The following is a 1674-nucleotide window of genomic DNA, read 5'->3' on the forward strand; positions in this document are numbered from 1 at the left end:
GGCGGGGTGGTGGGTGGCTGGTCGTTGCTTGAGAACTGCACAGTGGACGCGAGCATCTGTGGCCAAGTTTTTAAGGGCGCACGGTGGATGCCTTGGCACCAGGAACCGATGAAGGACGTGGGAGGCCGCGATAGGCCCCGGGGAGCTGTCAACCGAGCTTTGATCCGGGGGTGTCCGAATGGGGAAACCCGGCAGTCGTCATGGGCTGTCACCCGCTGCTGAACACATAGGCAGTGTGGAGGGAACGCGGGGAAGTGAAACATCTCAGTACCCGCAGGAAGAGAAAACAACCGTGATTCCGGGAGTAGTGGCGAGCGAAACTGGATGAGGCCAAACCGTATGTGTGTGATACCCGGCAGGGGTTGCGCATGCGGGGTTGTGGGATCGCACTTCAGTCGTCTGCCGGCGGCTGGGTGAGTCAGAAATTGTTGATGTAGGCGAAGGGCATGCGAAAGGCCCGGCGTAGAGGGTAAGACCCCCGTAGCCGAAATGTCAGCAACTTGCTTGTGCGACACCCAAGTAGCACGGGGCCCGAGAAATCCCGTGTGAATCTGGCGGGACCACCCGCTAAGCCTAAATATTCCCTGGTGACCGATAGCGGATAGTACCGTGAGGGAATGGTGAAAAGTACCGCGGGAGCGGAGTGAAATAGTACCTGAAACCGTGTGCCTACAAGCCGTGGGAGCGTCGCGCATCGAGCTTGCTCGGTGCGTCGTGACTGCGTGCCTTTTGAAGAATGAGCCTGCGAGTTTGCGGTGTGTTGCGAGGTTAACCCGTGTGGGGAAGCCGTAGCGAAAGCGAGTCCGAATAGGGCGATCGAGTAGCGCGCCCAAGACCCGAAGCGGAGTGATCTAGCCATGGGCAGGTTGAAGCGCGGGTAAGACCGTGTGGAGGACCGAACCCACCAGGGTTGAAAACCTGGGGGATGACCTGTGGTTAGGGGTGAAAGGCCAATCAAACTCCGTGATAGCTGGTTCTCCCCGAAATGCATTTAGGTGCAGCGTCGTGTGTTTCTTGCCGGAGGTAGAGCACTGGATAGGCGATGGGCCCTACCGGGTTACTGACCTTAGCCAAACTCCGAATGCCGGTAAGTGAGAGCGCGGCAGTGAGACTGTGGGGGATAAGCTCCATGGTCGAGAGGGAAACAGCCCAGAGCATCGACTAAGGCCCCTAAGCGTACGCTAAGTGGGAAAGGATGTGGAGTCGCAGAGACAACCAGGAGGTTGGCTTAGAAGCAGCCACCCTTGAAAGAGTGCGTAATAGCTCACTGGTCAAGTGATTCCGCGCCGACAATGTAGCGGGGCTCAAGCGTACCGCCGAAGTCGTGTCATTGGCACATGTACCTCCAACGAGGGTGCTGATGGGTAGGGGAGCGTCGTGTGCCGGGTGAAGCAGCCGCGGAAGCGAGTTGTGGACGGTTCACGAGTGAGAATGCAGGCATGAGTAGCGATACACACGTGGGAAACGTGTGCGCCGATTGACTAAGGGTTCCTGGGTCAAGCTGATCTGCCCAGGGTAAGTCGGGACCTAAGGCGAGGCCGACAGGCGTAGTCGATGGACAACCGGTTGATATTCCGGTACCCGCTTTGAAGCGCCCAATATCGAATCCTCTGATGCTAAGGCCGTGAAGCCGCCCTGGAGCCTTCGGGCAAAGGGGAGTGGTGGAGCCGCCGA

At 58.6% G+C, this 1674-nt stretch carries 1 rRNA gene (running past one end of the window); it reads left to right on the top strand.

Annotation, left to right across the window (positions count from 1 at the left end):
• Window positions 1-60: 60 nt before the first annotated feature.
• Window positions 61-1674, top strand: a 23S ribosomal RNA gene (locus ABT112_RS34655) (it continues 1491 nt past the right edge of the window).

Origin of the sequence: Streptomyces sp. NPDC002055 (assembly GCF_040296705.1) — a bacterium.
Classification (GTDB): domain Bacteria; phylum Actinomycetota; class Actinomycetes; order Streptomycetales; family Streptomycetaceae; genus Streptomyces.